General features: G+C 37.1%; 19 protein-coding genes and 2 pseudogenes. 18 read left to right on the forward strand and 3 right to left on the reverse strand.

Annotated features, from left to right (window positions below; all coding sequences use genetic code 11):
• Positions 1 to 21: 21 nt before the first annotated feature.
• The 7 genes from A6755_RS05205 to A6755_RS05230 all read left to right on the forward strand — a co-directional run bounded on the left by A6755_RS05205 (position 22) and on the right by A6755_RS05230 (position 6,443).
• Complete coding sequence (locus A6755_RS05205) at positions 22 to 597, forward strand: TetR/AcrR family transcriptional regulator (protein ID WP_034310982.1); 576 nt, start codon at positions 22 to 24, stop codon at positions 595 to 597.
• Between the two features lie 111 nt (positions 598 to 708).
• Positions 709 to 1,557 carry an alpha/beta fold hydrolase gene (locus A6755_RS05210; RefSeq protein ID WP_063589965.1) on the forward strand — a complete coding sequence of 283 codons (849 nt, stop codon included), beginning with the start codon at positions 709 to 711 and terminating at the stop codon, positions 1,555 to 1,557.
• A 14-nt stretch (positions 1,558 to 1,571) separates the two neighbouring features.
• Positions 1,572 to 2,630, forward strand: coding sequence for an alkene reductase (locus A6755_RS05215; protein WP_063589966.1), 1,059 nt, complete (start codon positions 1,572 to 1,574; stop codon positions 2,628 to 2,630).
• 103 nt (positions 2,631 to 2,733) lie between these two features.
• Positions 2,734 to 3,726 (forward strand): NADP-dependent oxidoreductase, encoded by a 993-nt coding sequence (locus tag A6755_RS05220; protein ID WP_063589967.1) that lies wholly within the window; start codon positions 2,734 to 2,736, stop codon positions 3,724 to 3,726.
• A 478-nt stretch (positions 3,727 to 4,204) separates the two neighbouring features.
• Complete coding sequence (locus tag A6755_RS05225; protein WP_063589968.1) at positions 4,205 to 5,434, forward strand: NAD(P)/FAD-dependent oxidoreductase; 1,230 nt, start codon at positions 4,205 to 4,207, stop codon at positions 5,432 to 5,434.
• Positions 5,435 to 5,727: 293 nt separating this feature from the next.
• The gene (locus A6755_RS28200) at positions 5,728 to 5,877 is read left to right on the forward strand and encodes a hypothetical protein (RefSeq protein WP_377307429.1); all 150 of its coding nucleotides are present in this window, start codon (positions 5,728 to 5,730) and stop codon (positions 5,875 to 5,877) included.
• A gap of 185 nt (positions 5,878 to 6,062) precedes the next feature.
• Positions 6,063 to 6,443 carry a winged helix-turn-helix transcriptional regulator gene (locus A6755_RS05230; RefSeq protein WP_063592441.1) on the forward strand — a complete coding sequence of 127 codons (381 nt, stop codon included), beginning with the start codon at positions 6,063 to 6,065 and terminating at the stop codon, positions 6,441 to 6,443.
• A 34-nt stretch (positions 6,444 to 6,477) separates the two neighbouring features.
• Here the strand turns inward: A6755_RS05230 and A6755_RS05235 are convergent, their stop codons facing one another.
• A complete protein-coding gene (locus A6755_RS05235) occupies positions 6,478 to 7,548 on the reverse strand; it encodes an SDR family oxidoreductase (RefSeq protein ID WP_063589969.1) in 1,071 nt (356 codons plus the stop codon).
• Positions 7,549 to 8,088: 540 nt separating this feature from the next.
• On the opposite strand from A6755_RS05235, the gene A6755_RS05240 reads away from it, so the two are divergent.
• The 3 genes from A6755_RS05240 to A6755_RS05250 are packed head-to-tail and all read left to right on the forward strand — an operon-like array spanning position 8,089 to position 9,737.
• Positions 8,089 to 8,445, forward strand: coding sequence for a DoxX family protein (locus A6755_RS05240; protein ID WP_063589970.1), 357 nt, complete (start codon positions 8,089 to 8,091; stop codon positions 8,443 to 8,445).
• A 30-nt stretch (positions 8,446 to 8,475) separates the two neighbouring features.
• Positions 8,476 to 9,243 (forward strand): pirin family protein, encoded by a 768-nt coding sequence (locus A6755_RS05245; RefSeq protein WP_063589971.1) that lies wholly within the window; start codon positions 8,476 to 8,478, stop codon positions 9,241 to 9,243.
• A gap of 44 nt (positions 9,244 to 9,287) precedes the next feature.
• On the forward strand, positions 9,288 to 9,737 hold the full coding sequence (locus A6755_RS05250; protein ID WP_063589972.1) for a MarR family winged helix-turn-helix transcriptional regulator: 450 nt from the start codon (positions 9,288 to 9,290) through the stop codon (positions 9,735 to 9,737).
• Positions 9,738 to 10,081: 344 nt separating this feature from the next.
• On the opposite strand, the gene A6755_RS05255 is transcribed toward A6755_RS05250, so the two are convergent.
• Positions 10,082 to 10,537: a MerR family transcriptional regulator gene (locus A6755_RS05255; RefSeq protein ID WP_063589973.1), complete on the reverse strand. Its 456-nt coding sequence runs from the start codon at positions 10,535 to 10,537 to the stop codon at positions 10,082 to 10,084.
• A gap of 486 nt (positions 10,538 to 11,023) precedes the next feature.
• Here A6755_RS05255 and A6755_RS05260 point away from each other — a divergent pair, with 486 nt between their 5' ends.
• Together A6755_RS05260 and A6755_RS05265 are read left to right on the forward strand one after the other, a co-directional pair.
• Positions 11,024 to 12,190, forward strand: coding sequence for an MFS transporter (locus tag A6755_RS05260; protein WP_217349285.1), 1,167 nt, complete (start codon positions 11,024 to 11,026; stop codon positions 12,188 to 12,190).
• 575 nt (positions 12,191 to 12,765) lie between these two features.
• Entirely contained in the window at positions 12,766 to 13,392 is a 627-nt protein-coding gene (locus tag A6755_RS05265) for an NAD(P)-dependent oxidoreductase (RefSeq protein ID WP_063589974.1), read from the forward strand.
• 556 nt (positions 13,393 to 13,948) lie between these two features.
• Here A6755_RS05265 and A6755_RS05270 read toward each other — a convergent pair.
• The gene (locus A6755_RS05270; protein ID WP_061462797.1) at positions 13,949 to 14,206 is read right to left on the reverse strand and encodes a DUF2533 family protein; all 258 of its coding nucleotides are present in this window, start codon (positions 14,204 to 14,206) and stop codon (positions 13,949 to 13,951) included.
• Positions 14,207 to 14,326: 120 nt separating this feature from the next.
• Here A6755_RS05270 and A6755_RS05275 point away from each other — a divergent pair.
• The 6 genes and pseudogenes from A6755_RS05275 (at position 14,327) to A6755_RS05300 (ending at position 19,842) form a co-directional block, all read left to right on the forward strand.
• Positions 14,327 to 14,901 (forward strand): annotated as a pseudogene (locus tag A6755_RS05275) (recombinase family protein).
• A 110-nt stretch (positions 14,902 to 15,011) separates the two neighbouring features.
• A pseudogene (locus A6755_RS05280) lies at positions 15,012 to 15,561 on the forward strand (GNAT family N-acetyltransferase).
• Between the two features lie 419 nt (positions 15,562 to 15,980).
• A complete protein-coding gene (locus tag A6755_RS05285) occupies positions 15,981 to 16,520 on the forward strand; it encodes a sigma-70 family RNA polymerase sigma factor (RefSeq protein WP_063589975.1) in 540 nt (179 codons plus the stop codon).
• A complete protein-coding gene (locus A6755_RS05290; protein ID WP_063589976.1) occupies positions 16,513 to 17,928 on the forward strand; it encodes a DUF4179 domain-containing protein in 1,416 nt (471 codons plus the stop codon). Before A6755_RS05285 ends, A6755_RS05290 begins: the two co-directional genes overlap by 8 nt.
• Before the next feature lie 278 nt (positions 17,929 to 18,206).
• Positions 18,207 to 18,788 carry a GNAT family N-acetyltransferase gene (locus A6755_RS05295; protein WP_063592443.1) on the forward strand — a complete coding sequence of 194 codons (582 nt, stop codon included), beginning with the start codon at positions 18,207 to 18,209 and terminating at the stop codon, positions 18,786 to 18,788.
• Positions 18,789 to 18,969: 181 nt separating this feature from the next.
• Complete coding sequence (locus tag A6755_RS05300) at positions 18,970 to 19,842, forward strand: alpha/beta fold hydrolase (protein WP_063589977.1); 873 nt, start codon at positions 18,970 to 18,972, stop codon at positions 19,840 to 19,842.
• Positions 19,843 to 19,863 lie beyond the last annotated feature (21 nt).

Here is a 19,863-nt window from a genome sequence, read left to right on the forward strand (position 1 = left end):
ATTTTTTAAAGGAGAAATAAAATGGCTAGAAGTAAAGAGTTTGACGAAAAAGCTGTATTAAGAAAAGCAATGGAGCTTTTCTGGGAACAGGGTTATGAAAAAACATCCATGCAAGATTTGGTGGATCATATGGGAATACACCGCAGGAGTATATATGATACATTTGGTGACAAGCGTTCATTGTTTTTAGCTTCCCTTAATCACTATGAAGAGCTCATCGTCAATGAGATGGAAAGGATAATTAGTAGCACTCCATCCATTAAACAGACGATACGTGATGTTTTTATTTTCGTACTGAATTCCATTGAACAATACCCAAAAGGTTGTCTATCAGTAAATGCAGCCATAGAATTATCTTTACTGGACAAAGAAATTGGACGCATAGTTACAAAAATGTTTAACCGTACTGAAGATATGTTTAATAACCTTATAAAACGGGGCCAGACTAGTGGAGAGCTATCAAAAGAAATCGATTCTGATAACACATCCCGTTTCTTACACAACAATTTGGTAGGTATAAGAGTACTAATAAAAACTAATTACAATAAAAAAGAATTAGAAGGCATCATCACTCTAGCACTTTCAGTGTTGGACTAGCTTTCTTTTTTTACCCTTTCTAGAACGTTCATTCTAAAAAGTGAACATGAAACAAACCATCATCATGCATGCTTATAAAACCGTTTTTTATTTCTAAGGAGGAACACAATAATGACTAACTTTAAAATACCAACAGAATCAGAATTTATTGAAGCAGATGGAACTCGTTACGCATATAGAAAATTTGGTACACAAGATGGTATACCAGTAGTATTTCTTGTTCACTATAGAGGAACGATGGAAAACTGGGATCCAAACATGCTTGAACCTATTGCAAATACACGCCCAGTAATCTTGTTTGACAATAAAGGGGTCGGTGAGACCGATGGACTAACGCCTACTACAATTGCTGATATGGCAAAAGATACAGCAACATTTATAAAAGCTCTTGGATTAGAACAAGTTGACATTCTTGGTTTTTCCATTGGTGGCATGGTTGCACAAGAGCTAGCTTTACAAGAGGGAGATTTAGTAAGAAAAATTATTATGGCAGGTACTTCGCCTGAATCTGGTATTAATCCAAATCCGGAGATTTTTGAAAGAATGAATCGTCACGGCGGAACGGAAGAAGATGGAATAAATGATTTTATGTTCTTTTTCTACGGACAAACCGAAACAAGTAAATCTGCAGGAATGGCTTCACTACAAAGAATTTTTAATCAGAAAAAAGTAAACAGTTCGGAACAAGTAAAAGAGGCACAATTACAAGCCATTGCAAAATGGGCTAAACAAAAGTCCAATCATGATTATGAATGGTTACAAAACATCAAACACCCTGTACTTGTTACTAATGGTGTCAATGATGTGATGGTACCGACTAAAAACAGTTATATCTTAACAGAGAAATTACCGAAAGCACAGCTGATTATATATCCTGATTCTGGTCACGGGCACCTGTTTCAATTTCCAGAACTATTTGCAGAACACGTAAATTCATTCCTTGATTCTAATTCTTATTAAAAAGGAGTATTCATATGAGCAGATTATTTGAAACAGTTCGTATCGGAAACATTGACTTGAAAAATCGTATAGGAATGGCTCCGATGACTAGAAGTAGAGCTTTACCAGATGGTACACCGAGCGATTTATTAGCAGAGTACTATGGTCAGCGTGCTTCAGTCGGTTTAATTATAAGCGAAGGAACCCAACCTTCAGATGATGGGCAAGGTTACACTAATACACCTGGTATTTATACAGAAAATCATATTAAAGGGTGGAAAAAAGTAACTTCTAAAGTTCATGGTGAAGGCGGTCATATTTTTGTTCAGCTTATGCATGTGGGACGTGTATCACACCCTGATAACACACCTCACCACCGCCAAGCAGTTGCACCGTCAGCTATTGCACCTGGTGTAGAAATTTTCACGGCAGAAGGAATGAAAGAAATTCCAACACCAAGAGAATTGAGTAAGCTTGAGATAAAAGATGTTATCCATGAGTTTCGTATAGCAGCACGTTCAGCAATTGAAGCTGGTGCGGACGGAGTTGAAATTCACGGAGCGAATGGTTATCTGATCCAACAATTCCTTAGTGAAAACTCCAACCATCGTCAAGATGCATACGGTGGTACGATTGAGGGGCGTTCTCGATTCGCTATCGAAGTAGCTAAAGCAGTTGTTGATGAAATAGGAGCAGAAAGAACAGGCATCCGTTTTTCTCCTCAAGGAACACTGCAAGGCATTGATGAGGGGGAAAATAGCCTTGAGATGTATCGTTATTTAATAAGTGAATTAAATAAGCTTAACCTTGCATATCTGCATTTAATGCACTTTGGAAACGAGCAATTCCTAAAAGATGTGCGTCAACTTTGGGATCAATCACTTCTTGTTAACCGTCCAGGTCGTCCTCTAGATCAACTTTCGTCTGATGTAGATAATAATCTTGCAGATGTTGTCACAGTAGGCACTTGGGTACTAGCTAATCCAGACTTTGCAGAACGAATTCAATCAGGTGCTCGCCTAAACGAACCTGATAAAAACACGCTCTATGCAGGAGGAAAAGAAGGTTATACAGATTATCCTTTCTTAAAATAATTTATTTAATATGAATATCCCATCTAGGGATATTCATAATCTTTTTTCTTAGGTTCGTTATGAAAAGATACATGTACGTTAAATAAAAATGTGGAGGATTATAATGAAAGCTTTAGCAATTGAAAACTACGGTAAAAATCCAAATTTTTTAGACTTTCCTATGCCCAAAATAAATAATGACGAGGTCTTAGTTGAGATATATGCGGCAAGTATAAATCCTCTTGATACAAAAATTCGTAAGGGTGAATTAAAATTATTATTGAAATATAAGATGCCTTTAATTTTAGGAAACGATTTTTCTGGAAAAATTGTTGAAGTAGGTACTAGTGTCACGAAGTTTAAAGTCGGTGATGAGGTATATGGTCGACCTAGAGCAAATAAAATGGGAACTTTTACTGAATATCTCTCTGTTAACCAAGAAGATATTGCATTAAAACCTAAAAATTTAAGTTTTGAAGAAGCCGCCTCCATCCCTCTAGTCGGATTGACATCCTACCAAGCTTTACATGATATTCTGCGAATTGAAAAAGGACATAAAATATTAATACATGCAGGTTCAGGGGGAGTAGGAACATTTGCTATCCAACTTGCAAAACATATGGGTGCTTTTGTCGCAACTACAGCTAGTGATGGTACTGATTTGGTGAAATCTCTTGGCGCTGACGAAGTTATTAATTACAAGAAGGAAAAGTTCGAACATTCGATTCGTGACTACAACGCAGTTCTTGATACCATTGGGGGGGCGACATTAGAGAAATCATTTGTAACATTAAAAAAAGGAGGAAAGATTGTTTCTATATCTGGAATCCCGAATGGTCGCTTTGCTAAAGAAAACGGATTTAGCTCATTTAAAAAAACCTTATTTTCCATTGCAAGTTATAAGCTTACGAAGTTAGAAAAAAAGCATAATGTCCAATACACGTTTCTTTTTATGAAGCATAGTGGAGAGCAGTTGGAAATTTTAACAGAAATGTTAGAGTCAGAAGTAATTGAGCCTACACTTGATAAAATTTTTATTTTCGAAGATGCCCAAAAAGCAATGGAGTATGCAGAGACGGGAAGAGCAAAAGGGAAAATAATACTTAAATTGAAATAATCAGTCTTATCTAACAAACCTTTCCTTAGGTAGAAAGTGTTTGTTTTTTACTTATCGAGGTTGCTTATATAACTAACGGGTGCTTTACTTCTTTAACAGGAGCTGATCAGCAGCTCATTTCTTATGCAACTAACGGGCAGATTGAATAAGTCATGCTATAATTTCACTACTTTCCTTTTGATTCTCTAGTGAGAGGGGGATAAAAAGAAAAAAGAATAAGCGAGCAATCGTAAGAAATACTTAATTAACTGAGGGAGTTCTATAAGAAGAAGTAAAAAAAGTCGATTCCTTAACGTAGAGGAGATCGACTTTTTGGGTTGGAATTCTCTTTACTTATTTGGTTTTAACTTCCATAATTTATATATGTAGTATATTCTTATCAATTTCCCTCATTACTTTAATTCATAGGAGCATTAACTTTAGAAGTCTGGTAATGGATAAGCAAGTTAATAATTGTACTTAAAAATGGAGTGATACGATGAATAAGACTTATGATGTCATCATTACCGGTGCTAGATGTGCCGGCTCTACCCTGGCAATCTATCTTGCTAAGTCAGGTTTCCATGTGTTGTTAGTGGACCGATCGACTTTTCCAAGGGACACATTATCAACCCATACCTTTTTCAATAATACTGTCGCTCTTTTTCGAGAAATAGGTGTCATGGACAAGTTATTGGAAACAAAAGCACCACCGGTACGGGATATTAAATTTCAATTTGAGGATACCGTGATAGAAGGTCTCATCCCCGAGGTCTACGGAGAGAACAGTTGTTATTGTATTAGAAGAACTTATCTCGATCATATCCTACTTGAAAAAGCCAAATCTCAAATGAATGTAACCGTTTTAGAAGGATTTCGTGTGACGGATGTCATTCGTGATGACGAAACAGTAATAGGCGTGAAAGGTTTAGGCGGCAACAACGAGAAACTAGAATTTTTAGCTCGCCTGGTAGTCGGAGCAGACGGCCGTTCCTCTATTATTCGCAAGCTGGTAAAAAGTGAACTCAAAATAAGTATTCCGGCACCAGTCGGCATCTATTTCGGGTATTTCTCTGGATTTCGCCACGATAATGTCCCTAAATTTGAAGTATACAAGATAAAAGATAACACAGCCATTCTCTTTCCGACGAATGATGATTTATATGTTATTGTCGGCATTTTCCCATTAGAAAATAAGGAATTGATAGAACGGTTGAAATTAAATCCGGAGAGCTGTCTACGCAATTTCTTAACGGATAACTTTCCGAATACAACAATTGGGGCGCGCTTGAAAAATGCAGACCTAGTAGAACCGGTCAAAGGCATTCTAGGATATGATAATTACTGGTATAAAGGAATGGGAAAAGGATGGGCGTTGGTTGGGGATGCAGTTTGTTTTAAAGATCCTGGCATGGCGCAGGGTATCCATGATGCTATATGTGGAGCACGGTTATTATCCAATATTCTATTGAAGTATAAGGGACAATCCAATCAATCAAATCAAATGTCTGAAGAATATCAAAAGGCAATAGAAGATGAGTTTATGGTTCGGTTTCACATGGGATGCCAAATTTCGAAGAATGAACGCATATCTGAACAACAGGATGCTGTCAACAAGCTAATCAGTTCCCATCCAGAGGCTATAGAGAAGTTTTTAGGGATTTACAATTACGCAAACGAGCCTGTTGTTTTAGAGAAAGAAATCGCACGAATTATGCAGTCGTTCTAGCAATGATTTTTAGAAATAAAGTGATTCAAGTACAAAAATAATATGACAAATAGGTGCATTGCAATCCATAAGGTACTTATTTTACTAACGGGTGCTTAATTGATGATCCGGCTGACATCGGGCAGCTTCTTTTGTTTATGCAACTAACGGGGCAAGAAATTTCAATGATAAACCGAATTAATCCCACTGTATAATATGTAATGTAAATACATAAGAGCCTAACAAGGGGGAGTTATTAATGTTTCCGTTTTTCTTATTGTTGGGATAGTAAGTATTGTTATTTAGGTGTTTTTATCGGAGCATGGACCGATGGACAACAACAAAGAGCAAATTTTCATTCGGAAATGACAAAAAATCGAAGCTTTAGAACGAAAATAGCATTAATCTCAGGTCTCATAGCTGTAATCCGTTTGGGTATTTCTGGATTAGTATACTTTGTATAACTAATACTTTGTTCTTCAACTAACGGGCCTTGAAGGCTGCTGTGGCAGCCTTTACGGGAGCAGGATGGCGCAATATTTTGCTTGCAGTTATAATGTTCAAAAACGGATATTTAATGGCTCCAATTCATATGATGTATACCAGTTACCTGTGTCGGAATATTCTTAAAAGGAAGGTAAGGTGTGTAATGGAGGATCCTAGTAAGATTTACAACACTGCGGTAGAGGCAACTTTGGTGGTGATTGGAGGAAAGTGGAAACCCGTAATTCTCTTTCATCTAACATTTGGAAAGAAACGTAACAATGAATTGAAAAGCTTAATACCCGCAATTACTCAAAAAATGTTAACGCAGCAACTTCGGGAGCTTGAAGAGGAAGGCGTCATCCTGCGCATTTCTTACAATCAGGTTCCACCAAAAGTCGAATATGAGTTAACAGACTACGGCTGGAGTCTAAAGGAGATCCTGCATCTGATGTGTAGGTGGGGGGATTCGCATATAGAGAGAAAGTACGGGGGAAGAGCTACCGTCCTAGCCAATCCACAGCTTGAAGACGTACATAACATATAAGGAGCCGACCTAATATACAAGGCCGGCTTTTTGTTTATGGGATAACTTTACGTTTGCGGAAGTCGTCGAAGATATTCATGAACATCGCTTCGGTATCGACGTATTCGTGAAAACCTAAGCGGCGGGCCTTAGTTCCGTCGGCGAAGAAATCGTAATCCCAAGAGAACACGAAATCACCGAATCGCCAGGAGGATACGTCTTGATAGGAGTGCCGAGCAAGCCCATGGTTCTTGACCATTTTGTTCCAGAGTTGCTCCTTATCCGCCATGACAACGTCCAGTGACATCTGCAGCGGAGGCGCCGTCTCCAAGCCGAAGTAGTGAGCGATCTTCGGCCATAGTTCATTCCAACGGAACAAATCGCCGTTCGTGATGTTAAATGCCTGATTAGCACAACGCTCTTCAGTCGCCGCCCATACTGTTGCCTTCGCGAGAAGCCCCGCATCTGTCATCTCCAAGAGGCTGTCATAGGCACCTGGTTTGCCCGGAAACCGTAGCGGAATTCCAAGCTCCTTCGAAATTGAGGCGTAAATCGCAATAACCATGGCGAGGTTCATCGGATTTCCAAGCGAGAAACCGCAGACTACAGAAGGACGGAGCGCCGACCAAGTCCAAGCCTTTCCTTTTTGCCTTTGTTCTAAGAAATCTTGCTGATCAATATTGAATTCGGGTGGCATATGGTTAGCGTCTGTCTCACGGGCAGGGGTCTTGAACGGGCCGAGATGTGCGCCGTATACCTTGTATCCCTGCATCAAACTGACATGTTTTAAACCCGGCGCGATTGGTTCTATCGTTTCTACGGTATTCACCAGCATGGCGAGGTTGGGAGGAACAAGTTCGGCCCAAGTTGGACGGTCCTGATAGGCGGCATAGAAGATGTGTGTTACCTCAGTTAAACTGTTTAGCTTCTCGCGGGTGTCGTCTATATTGAGTAGATCCGCAGCCACATACCGGACACGGCCGACAGATTCTCCGCCTCGACGCGATACGCCGATTACGTCCCAGTCAGGGAGAGTAATGAGGTGATCAATAAGGTTGCGTCCGATAACACCATTTGCGCCTACGACCAAGGCGACTTTGCGTGTTGGTTGAGATTCATTATTTATAGTGTTTCAGCTCCTTCTGTTTTGTGCTTTGTTCACTGTTATTTTGCGTCAAAAAACCACACTTGAGAAGTACGCACTTTGAAGTACCATAAGCACTTTTTTGTAATCCAGGAGTGCTTATAAGACAAATATTTTGTATGAATAACATCAAAAAAGCCATCATTTTATAATAATGATAATTTACTAAATTATTATATAACCCTATCACTTCTCTTATTCGTTCTTGCGCTAACGGGAAGGTTAGTAAAATAACTTAGAAGCCATTTTTGCGGGTCTTTCATATTTTTCAATCTTCCGCAATCGGGCCATTTAATTGAAAAGCACGTTTTGAGATTTTGAATAAATGTACTTAAACTATCAGGGCTGTTTAGTTTAATAAGAATAAACATGAATAGTAAATAACTACACAGCAACTCAATAACTAAATTGGGTTGTTTTTTGTTGACATAAAATATATCCTAATGTTAGGATATATTTATCCTGAAGTTAGGATATATCATCTTAGGATAAATAATATTAGAATAAAGGGAGAGAAAATTAATGGGTGTTTTATCAATTATTCTTCAAGTTATATTAGGATTAGGATTCCTGATGTTTGGATTTATGAAGTTCGGATCAAAGCAAATGGTGGAAGGGTTTAAGCATTATGGGTACCCAGGATGGTTTAGAGTGTTTACAGGATTGGCAGAAGTCGTTTCAGCGGTATTGGTTATCGCAGGTATTTGGAACGAGAGGTTAGCTGCATGGGGAGGTTTATTCATTGTAGTAACGATGGTTGGTGCCGTTTTTACTCATATTAAAATAAAAGATAATGTAAAACAAATGATGATGCCGATCATTTTATTAATTCTTGGATTAGTAGTATTACTTATAAATTTCGGATCTTTGCTTGGATAAGTAGACAATTATCTATAGGGAGGGATACAAATGGAAATTAAAATTATTAAACCGCAGTATCAAGCGAACGGGCAGTTTGATGACGGTAAAATTAAAGAGCAAAAACCGATTGGCTTTTCTGGAGAAGGGTCTCTAATAAATCGACTAGGACCATTATTTTACTGGGCTTGGGGTCATTCTCAGGAACCAGCAGAAATTGGACTGCATCCACATCAAGGCTTTGAAATCATCACCTATGTGATAAAGGGTAATGCTTATCATCGGGATACACTTGGTACGGAAAGTGTTGTAGAAGAAGGGGGAGTCCAGCTCATGCAAACAGGCTCCGGTGTGTATCATGCAGAAGCATTAAAAGAACCATCGGAAATCTTTCAAATCTGGTTTGAACCACATTTAAGTCAAGCTGTAAAACGTACACCCTCTTATTCACAATACGATTCCAATGATTTTTCTTTAACGTATGAAGATGGTGTGAAAATTAAAACAATACTAGGAAATGATTCACCAATGAAAATCGTGACAGATGCTCAGATGTGGGATGTACTCATTCCAAAGGGAACGGTATATAATCATAGCCTTTCATCGAATCGTACATTAGCCGGTTTAGCCATCAGAGGCGATGGGGATTTTTCATTAGACACGAATGGACCCACTCGTTTAGCAGAAAAAGATTTTTCCATCGTTCAATCAGAACAGGGTGGAGACGTAACAATTCAAGCATTAGATAAAGACTTTAGAATCTTCCTAATTGAAGTTCCGACTGAAGTTGATTATCCTTTATACAGAAAACCAAAATAACCAATTGTAATTTCAAAAGTTAGTCGTAATAGGAGGTTCGGTGAATGTATCAAGGAGATGAACAAAGCCAGATTGATTTACGTCTTTTCCGCATCTGGCTTAAGGCAAGTAAAACTATTTTTGGTCATGTTGTTAAAGATATTGAAAGACACGGAATTAGTTCAGAGAATTTTATGATTCTGGAACTTCTTTATAATAAGGGCCCCCACTCCATTCAAAAAATTAGTGAAAAATTATCTATTCCTAGTGGAAGCATCACTTACGTTGTTGATAAACTTGAGAAAAAAGAATTTGTTAAGAGGGAACCAAATCCAGCAGACCGTCGTGCTTCAAATGTAGTTCTAACTGACAAAGGTCAAATTTTATTTAAAGAAATCTTTCCTCAACACGTTGAAGTCATATCTGAAAATTTGTCTTTTATAAGTAATGAGGAAAAAATACAATTAATGGATCTTCTCAAAAGGCTTGGACTAGGTGCTATTCAGATTAAATAATTACAAATGATTAGAGTATACTGTAATCCGAATATCAGACACTAAAAATAAAGTGTTTGATATTCGTTTTTTTGATTTTAACGAAATAAGACCAATTTCCAGAATGCTCTCTATAATAAAAAATTGTGAAACATTGCACTTCAACTAAGCGGTGCGTTAGCTGAAGATCGGAGCTGTCTTTAAGGCAGCTTTTTCTTATGGAACTAAAGGGGCAAGGTAGTTTAAGTATATTTCTTCACAAAGTTAAAAAAGCTGATCTTCCAATAAGGATCATCGACTTTTCTTCAGTGAGAAAGAACAATTTCATAGGGATCATAATAGTGAACCATTTCAATTGGCAATAATTAATGAGAAATCGGCACAATATCTTTTCCTAATGAGCAGGAAGAATTTACATTTTCACCATTTTTCCAATGGGCAGGATTAGTATCATCCGGAATCATTTGATCTTTAATGTCACGGTAGTGTTTTTCTTTATTAGTAATATATTCTGCCATTAATTTCATTTCTTCTAATTGAGCTAGAACCAATTCTTTTTGTTTTAGTATCATTTCATAACGTTCCTCAATTGTTGGATGGCCTTCCAAACTTAGGTCTACATATTTTTTTATATCTTCCACTGACATACCACATTTTTTTAATTTTTTTGCGCCCCTAAGCCAGTTTAAGGAGTCATCATTAAAGATACGTTTATTATTTTTATCACGCTGTAAATTTGGAACTAATCCTTTATCAGTATAGAAACGAACAGTATGTTCAGTTAGATCAAGCAGTTTAGCTACTTCTTTCACAGTATACACGTAAACACACCTCTTTTTATTTTGTATAAATTTACATAAAATCATTAACTTCGTGTTACTCGAACATGGTTTTCTAATCTTACTTTAAATTGCCTATATTTGTAAACATCAATGCAGAACATAAAAAAATTGATTTTAAACTATTGACTTCGTGTTACTCGAAGGTTATATATTTATCATTTGTAAAGCAAGAAGGCTTTAATTTCAGGAATGAGGTCTATGAAAAGGAGGGTTGCATATATAAAAGTTATTTTAAATGAGGGCGTTGAAATATCCATACCAATTAAAGGAAAATGACATGGCATTAAATGTGGTATTTATTGATGCTGTGTTTTCATGTGGAAACATAGCTTCTCAGCTCAGAGGAAGCAGCAAGCAAAGAAATAGTAGTATTCGCCGAAAATGGTCATTACTTCATTTGTAGAAACTTAAAAGTTATAAGGAGGTTCTTACATGTCCAACATGTCTACCAAGCCCGACCGTCGGATGACCCAAGCGACAACAGTCATATTTGCAGTTGCCGCCGGGCTGGCAGTCGGAAATCTCTATTTGTCTCAACCACTATTTGAAATCATAGCTAAGTCTCTAGAAGTTTCATCATCGAGCGCTGCGGCTCTGGTGACCGTCACCCAATTTGGATACGCATTAGGAATTTTCCTTCTTGTACCATTGGGAGATGTTCTTAACTTACGCCGACTCATTCCACTAATCTTGAGTTTGTCAGCCATAATGCTTATTAGCGCAGCCTTTGCACCGACGTTCCCGGTACTCCTTGCGGCTCTGGGTGGTTTAGGATTGACCACTGTTGCTGCACAGCTACTAACTCCTTTGGCCAGCGAACTTTCCGAGCCAGAGCGACGTGGAAGAGTGGTCGGTACGGTCGCGTCGGGTGCCCTAATTGGCATCCTGCTATCGCGAACCATTAGTGGCTTTGTTGCAGATTTCCTGGGATGGAGGGCGATATATGGAATTGCTGCCGTTGCATCACTCATTCTTGCTGGAGTAATGCGAACGATTATCCCTCGTCTCGAACCACGCAATCCGGTTCCCTACCTGCGTCTTTTGGGGTCGGTGTTCACTACCGTGGCACAACATCGCACGGTAGCCCCGACACTAATGATATCTGCCACGACCTTCGCTGTGTTCTCATTATTTTGGACGTCACTAACCTACCTACTGACGGCACCTCCGTTCTCCTACTCGGCAGGTCAGATTGGGCTTCTGGGTCTCGCAGGGTTGGCAGGTGCTTTGGGAGCAAGACGCGCAGGTGCCCTGCATGACCGTGGGTGGTCTGTGCAAGCCACAGGAGGAGCTCTAATTTTGCTTGCACTGTCACTGCTTGCGGCTTGGGTAGCGAGTAATTCAATTATTGGTTTAATTGTCGTTGTCATCGTCTTGGATCTTGCTACCCAGACCAACCTTGTGCTGGGGCAAACTAGACTCTTCGCTCTACCTGGCTCTGCACGCAGCCGACTAAACACGTCTATCGTTGTAAGCAACTTTCTTGGAGGAGCGTTCGGTTCAGTTATCGCAGGTCCCCTTTGGGATTTCAGGGGCTGGAACGCAATCATGGTAGCTGCACTGACTATTACACTTATTGGCTTCATCATCTGGGCCATCACTCGCCGTAACCGTCTGCAAGACGTTACCTGATTATCGGGCGACACGAGATAGAGTGAGTAGTCAATTCAGGACAGAAATGGAATCATTATAAGTTGTCCAATCTTTCCTTTAATTGTTAGGAGCACAAATGAAGTGCATATTAAAATAAATGCTATTTAAAATGCCAACCAATCAAGAAGGTTTCACAAAAAAAATTTAAATTGTTGACTTCGTGTTACTCGAAGGTTGTATGTTAATAATTGTTCAAGGATGATAAAAAGTCATGTAGTGAAAGAGCGTTTATTACGAAGAAAATACCTTTATAAAAGGAGGGATAGATAGTGGAATGTGTAACAAGAAGTAATAGTGTCAAATGCCAATTATAGGATATAGTATGCATATTTGGTTTAATTAGAGAAAATACAATAAAAGCTCTGGACAAGTTGCACTTCGCGCTTTTTAGTTAAAAGCTGTACTGTCGTTTTAGTGAAATCATCTACTTTGGAACATATGAAAGGAAATCTAGATAGTTTCGATTTGCTCATTTGAAAAAGGAATCAAAATTGATACACATATAAAGGAACGAAAGATACTTTATAATATATATTAAAAGGAATGATAATATAATGAAAATAGCAGTTATTGGAGCACATGGTAAAGCAGGGAATTTAATTGCACAAAATGCAATTAAGCGAGGACATGATGTTACAGCGATTGTTCGAAAAAAACATAATGACACCTTTAAAACTATAATCGAAAAAGATTTAATGGATTTGAACAAAGAAGATTTACTAGGGTTTGATGCCGTTGTCAATGCAGTTAGTGCATGGACAGAAGATACCTTTTATATTCATACAGACGGTATTTCTCACTTGGCTCAGCTGCTAGAGGGAACCGATACCAAACTATTGATGGTTGGTGGAGCAGGAACGTTATATATTAATAAGGAGCACTCCTTACAACTCATAGATAATCCAGATTTCCCCGAAGAATTAAAAGCTTTGGGAAAAACATTACGTGCTAATCTGGAAAGATTACGTTCATTCTCAAATCTTCAATGGACGTATGTTTCACCCGCATATGAACTTGATTTTGAAGGGCCAGCAACAAGCAATTACATCATTGGTGGTGAAGAGTTTTTTACCAACGATGAAGGTAAAAGCTATATCAGTTATTTAGATTTTGCAGAAGCCTTTGTAGACATTATTGAAAATGACTATGTACGTCGGCGTGTTAGTGTTATTGGAGCATAAAATATAAAAACTAAGATGCTATTGAGTCCGGTTAATTGATAAAAATGAACGAAGGCGATGCTATAAATAGGCATCGTCTTTTCCTTATTAAAGGTAAGATTGTAAAGATTTACACTTAAAGTAAAGGGTGGTTAGCTTAAGATCGGAGCTGTTTTTAAGGAAGCTTTTTCTTTATGCAACATAACGGGGCAGGTTAGTTCATTAAGCGTAGTGTATTCGTACTGTGTAATAAATATATATGTGTTTTTTTCATCTTTTTAGGAAAGGTAGCGAATCCCAATATCTTTGTAATGAATGCGGCAACTGTTAAAATCATAGTTCCTTTAAAAAAAGTTTGTTTAGTCATCAATTATTCACCCTTTATCTTGTCCATATTTGAATATATGCAAGATAAAGGTAAACTAGCTTTCTATATTTTTCTTTTTGTAGAACTAACGATTATTTTTGGAGATTTGAGCATAAAAAAACACTCATCTATAAAATGAGTGTCAGAAGGTCGAGGGTTAACACCGGTATTCGGTGCTTTTTCTTACGACTAAGAGATCAGTGAATTATTTTACTTTAATGACTCCACATATGAATGAACCATTTCTGGGGTAACTAATTTACGAGTAGGTATTAGCCTTTGGTTTGCAAGAACATTGATTTGCATAGTGATTTGATTAATATGGTCTGTTGTAAAATCCTTTTCAGCCTTACATAATTCTATAGCTCCTTGAATATAATCTTCACGTTGTTGGTCTAATAGGGAAAATTCAGTAAAAAGTTGATTTTGTTTTTGAGCATGTAACGTAAGGGCTTTATGTACACTCATTGTCCTTCACTCCTATAATTTTTTCTATTTTTCTAATAGCTACTTCTATATTAACATCATCATTTTTTTAGCAATAGCAAAAACTATAAAAGATAAATCCAAAAGGTAGTTGTTTCACGCATCGGATGTGATTATGAATACGGACGAGTAAGTACCATTGATCAATCATTAGATTTACAGGAAGAGAAGTTAAAAGAATATGGCTGTGAGAAGATATTCATGGAGAAACAAAGTGGTGCTAAAAGTGATCGTGAGGAACTGATTAAGGCGTTAGACTTTTTAAGGGAAGGAGACAAGCTGGTTGTTTACAAAATAGACAGACTAGCTAGGAGTACATTTGATTTACAAAAGATTGCTAAGGAACTAGAGAATGGGGAATAGCTTTAGTATTCATCAAAGAACAGATTGATTTTAGTACACCATCTGGAAAGCTAATGTTTACTATGCTGGGGGCTATTGCTGAATTTGAACGTGATCTTATTAAAGATAGAACGGTAGAAGGCAGAGAACGTGCTAAGGCACAGGGGAAACATATGGGTAGGAAAGGGGAGGATGAGAAGGACGTTAAGAAGGCTTTAAGGCTGTATGATGAAAGGGAATCTAACGGTTTAAGCGTTAATGATATAGCCAAAATGACAGGAGTCCCACGTTCCACTATTTATGCTCAAGTGAAAGAGATGACTAACAATAGCTAATCGTCTTTTTTCTTAATGAACTAAAGGGGCAGGATAGTTGAATAAGAACTTTTGGATAATTATAGTAAATATATACAAGAATAAGTATCCAAAATTAGGGAGGATTTCTTATGATATATGATAATCTAAATAAAACAATTACCTCTAAAAGGCTAGTACTAAGAGTGTTTCAAAAATCTGATGCAGTAGCTGTTACTAACTTTGTAATAATTATAATATTTATAAAAATACATTGTACCTACCTTATCCATACTCTATAGATGATGCTTTATCATGGATTGAGCATCATCTTGATAATTTTAATGCTAATAAGTCATATGAATTTGCTATAACAGATAAGGAAAGTGGGAATTATATGGAGCTATAGCGTTATCTAACAACCAAAAGTTTAATAATGGTGAAATAGCCTATTGGATTGGTGAAAAATTTTGGGGAAATGGATATGCTACAGAGGCAGCGCAAGCTATATTACATTTTGCATTTGAAGAAAAGCAATACCATAAAGTATTTGCTCGTTACTTTAATTCAAATCCAGCTTCAGGAAGAGTGATGCAAAAATTGTGCTTGAAAAAAGAAGGGATATTAATTGACCATGTGAGGAAAGAAAATCGATTTGAAGATCTAGTATATTATGGAATTATTAACTCAGTAGGATTATAGATTATACTGCTTATTTGTAATCGGTTCCGTTTTTGGGTGGAGATATGCTGAATTATTCGTCAAATGGTGGACCGACGGTGAATTAATGGGTTCAACCAGAAACATCTGGCTGCACTTATTTTACTAAAGGAAGGTTGGGTGAGGCAGCCTTTTTCTTATGGCACTAACGGGGCAGGTTTGTTCAATAAGCTATTTTGTAGAATCACAACACCTTTGAGTTGCAGAATACACTCAACAAATTCAAAAACTATCAAAAAAAAAGCAACAGTTTAAATAAGCAGAAACCGCAAAGTGGTTTCTGTTTATTTTGTTAAACTTAGGTTTTTATTTGCATGTTATGCTTTTTCTAAAAATACTTTAACTTTTTGAAACTTTTTCTAAAGATATATTCCACTAATAGTTGAAAGGAGTTGAGAGAGATGGAGTTTGAGAATGATAAGAGGGTTAAAAAAGCAATCAGGGGCAATAAAAAAGCTTTTGAACAACTCATAAAGCAGCACTATGAACGAATCTACCGGACTGCTTATCTTTATGTACATAACGAAGAGGATGCATTGGATGTCGTTCAAGAGACGACATATCAAGCTTATAAGAGTATTCACTCGTTAAAGCATCCAGATTACTTTATGACTTGGCTTACCAGGATCATTATCCGATGTGCTGGTCATATTCTCAAAAGAAGAAATAATATTGTGCCACTAACAGACGAAGTATTGTCTGATTTATCGGTAACCTATCATTCAGGTCATGACGAAGCAATAGATCTATTAAATGCGATCGGACATTTAAAAGGGAATTATAGATCCGCCATTATTTTGTTTTATTACTATGATTATTCTATTAAAACCATTAGTGAAATCATGGAGATCCCCGAAGGGACTGTAAAAACTTATTTAAGCAGGGGGAAAGCCGAATTAAAAAAGTCCTATAAAGATGAGGAGGGCAAATGCAATGGATAATAAAGAAGTAAAAAGTGCTATTGAAAAAATAGTTGTACCAAAAGAAAAAGTGTTTGGCGCTATTGATAAAGGCTTAAAAATGTCAGGGCAAGGTAGGAAAATAAAGAAAAAGAAAGTTCTTGCAGGTTCATCTGCTGCAGCTGCTCTTCTTGGAATTACCATTGCTTCTGGATTTGTTAATCCTACAATGAATAAAGTATTGGCTAATACCCCTTTAATAGGCGGGATTTTTCAAGAATTCAATGATTCAATGGGCGTTGAACTTGCGAATCAAGATGCAGTTACAGAATTAAATCAATCCTTAACTAAAAATGGAGTGACTGTAAAACTCACCAGCGCTTATTTTGATGGCAATGTGGTATCAATTACAGGATTTGTAGATGAAGATGTTGAAAAAGGGCATAACGAAAAAGGGGAAGTAAGCTTTGATATGAATTTTGAACACAACAAAGGGGATAATGACCCTTGGTTGAATGGAAAGTCGACAGACATTAGGAAGGTCAAGGGGGGATACGATTTCCAATGGAAAATGGAATATCCATATAAATCATTTAAGGAGAATTCTACTCTCCCCATAACTATTCATAATATTAACGGGATAAAAGGTGAATGGAATTTTGATATCCCAATTCAGCAAGAAAAAAACAGTACACTTGTTATTGATCAGGAGCAAGGATACCCGGATGATGAGGTCAAAATCCGTATTAAAGAGATCCTCACCGCAAGGGCGTCATCTTCGCTTATTTATGAGACGGTGGAAAAATACAAAGATGATGAAATTTATATACTAAAAGCAATTGATAATAAAGGAAAGGTATATAGGTTTGGAAACGGAACATCTCTAGAGGAGGCAGCACTAGAGGATGGATATCATAGTACTGCTCGAACAAAAATGACCAAGCTGAACTCAAATACTACTTCACTTACTTTTTATCCGCAGCTATCTGTTGCAGACCCAAAAGTACAACAGCTATTGGACAAAAAATCATTTACGTTAAAAAGCAAACGGCTCAATTTAGGCCTTCAGGTAAATGATATAACTAAAAAGGGTAGTAAACTAGTAATCGATTATCAATTTACAGGGCTCTCCAAGGAATTGAGTAAACACCAGCTTGATATATTTGAAAATAATTTGAAATATGAATTATTGTTGGTAGATAAGGAATATATAGGGGAAATAGATCCTGAAAATCCAGTGCCACCTAAAAATCATAGCATTCGCATGAATAAAGTGAAAACTATCGATAAAAAGACAGCGCACTTCCAATCTACATTCGATTTAAATGGAGAAGAAAAAATCATGAACTTTAAACTGGAAAATACAATTTTGCAATTCGATTTTTCAAGTTTTATCCCAGCTAAGGAATTACAACCATTTACTGTTGTACTTCCAGTGGGGAATGAATAAACAATTAAAGTAGCTCATTTTAGGGACCATATAGTTGACGAGTGGGATTCTACTAGTACATTGAATAATTAATAATATCGGGGCGATGACTTATGTAAGTCACCGTCTTTTTTTATTAGTTAGAAGTTTGTGAAATATTTTACTTAAACTATAGGGGCAGGTTAGTGCAAGAAGAGTTGATTAACCTCCTGGTCCTTATAAAAAATAAACAACTGATACTTGAATACAAGGCAGTTTGTTTATATAGTTCTACCAAAGAAGAAAAGGAGAGAAGGATTATGGAGATAACACCAGTAGTATTAATAGGAGATAGAGTAAAGATACAACCTATGGAGGATTATCACGTACAGGAATTATTTGATGCGGGAAACAATAAAGATATATGGGCATACATGCCAATGAAGGTTCAATCGATTGAAGATATGAAGTACCTTGTGAATGGAGCACTTCTAGCGAGAGAGCAAGGAAGCGAATTTCCTTTTGTTATCTTCGATAAGGATTCGGGGAAAATTGTGGGAAGCACTCGTTTTCTTAATATATCCATATCAAACCGTAACTTGGAAATTGGTTGGACATGGCTGTCTCCAACTGTTTGGCGAACTAGAATAAATACGGAATGTAAGTATCTTCTTTTGAAACACTGCTTTGAGACACTTGGGACGATTCGTGTTCAATTGAAAACAGATAGTCGAAATGTGCGGTCTCAGCAGGCAATGGAACGGCTGGGTGCGGTAAAAGAAGGCGTGCTTCGGAATCATGTGGTTATGCCTGACGGTTATCTAAGAGACTCTGTTTTTTACAGTATAATCGACCAAGAATGGGTGCTAGTGAAGGACAAATTGGAGAGAATGCTACGATAATCCAGTATTTTCGAAGTGTTGCTTATTAAACTAACGGGTGCGTTAGCTGAAGATCGGAGCTGTCTTTAAGGCAGCTTTTTCTTATGGAACTAACGGGGCAGATTAGTTCAACAGTAACTTGGAAGGATTTTCTCTAAAAAATGCCGAATCCACAATAATATACATTTTTAGGGGGATTGTTATGTGGGAGAGAATGTTTATAAGTACATCTCGTGGAAAGTTTGAGATCTTTACCCAAGGAAAAGGAGAACCAGTGTGTATTACCCATTTATATAGTGAGTTTAATGAATTAGGTTATTATTTCGCCGACACTTTTGTAAGTCAATTCAAAGTTTATCTAATAAACTTAAAAGAAGCAGGAAACTCTTGCAAAGCAGGTATAGAAGAGGAATTAAGCATGAAAGAAACCTCTAAGGATTTAGAGGCTATTAGAGAAACGTTAAATTATAATAAATGGTGCTTTGCAGGGCATTCAACTGGAGGAATGCTTGGTTTAATTTATGCAACAATGTTTCCAAAATCTCTGACAAAACTATTAGTTGGAGGAGCAACTGCTAATAAAAGATATATGGAACACGAAGGCAGTATTTATAGTCCTCGTAGTCCACTAAATAAAAAACTAAAAAAGATTTTTGCTGTATTAAAATCTCCTGACTCTACCACTGAAGAGCGAAGAAATGCTAACAGAGAATGGACTAATATGTCTTTATTTAACATAGAAAGATGGGATGAATATTTTAAGAAACCTAGCAGTGGAAAAGTTGTACAAAAAAGGCTAGATTATTATTCCTTTAATGACTTGCCAAACTACGACATTCAAAATGAACTGTATCAGGTTACTATCCCGACCATTGTTTATTGTGGAAGATACGATGCCCAATGTCCTCTTGTTTTTTCTGAAGAAATAAATGCAGGTTTAAAAAATTCCAAACTTTATATTTTTGAAAAAAGTAGTCACGTACCGTATTTAGAAGAGAAAGAAAAATTCCTTAAGATGGTTTCTGATTTCAAAGGGTTGCTTCGGCAGCCCTTTTCATATGGATCTAAAGGATAAGATACCCAAATAAAAAAATAC

It is taken from the genome of Peribacillus frigoritolerans, from assembly GCF_001636405.1.
GTDB lineage: Bacteria > Bacillota > Bacilli > Bacillales > DSM-1321 > Peribacillus > Peribacillus frigoritolerans.